Source organism: Thermorhabdus hydrogeniformans (assembly GCF_049310025.1).
GTDB lineage: Bacteria > Bacillota > Thermosediminibacteria > Thermosediminibacterales > Tepidanaerobacteraceae > JBJYKD01.
This window is the reverse complement of the sequence record NZ_JBJYKD010000200.1, coordinates 1-260: the sequence shown is the minus strand read 5'-3', so window position 1 is coordinate 260 and position 260 is coordinate 1. Positions and strand designations below refer to the sequence as shown.

Genomic DNA, 260 nt, shown 5'->3' with positions numbered 1-260 from the left:
CCACGAGCATCACCCAGTCCGACTCGGTGAGCGCCGCCACGCCGGCGACGAACCGCTCGCGGCGGCCCTCGCTCGCCGTCTCGGCCACCTCGGCGGCCAGCGTGAGCGCCAGCAGCCCGGCGTCGACGCGGTCGTCGGGCACGGGGCGCACGTGCTCGACCGACACGCCCTCGACGGCGTGCACCTCGGCGACCATCAGCGTGACCAGGTCCTCCGACGGGAGTTGGACGACGAGCTCGTCGATCGCCCGGCCGCCCCCG

General features: G+C 75.8%; 1 pseudogene. It reads right to left on the bottom strand.

What is annotated here, in order from left to right:
* A pseudogene (locus tag ACKX14_RS16105) lies at positions 1-260 on the bottom strand (hypothetical protein); the annotation flags it as partial.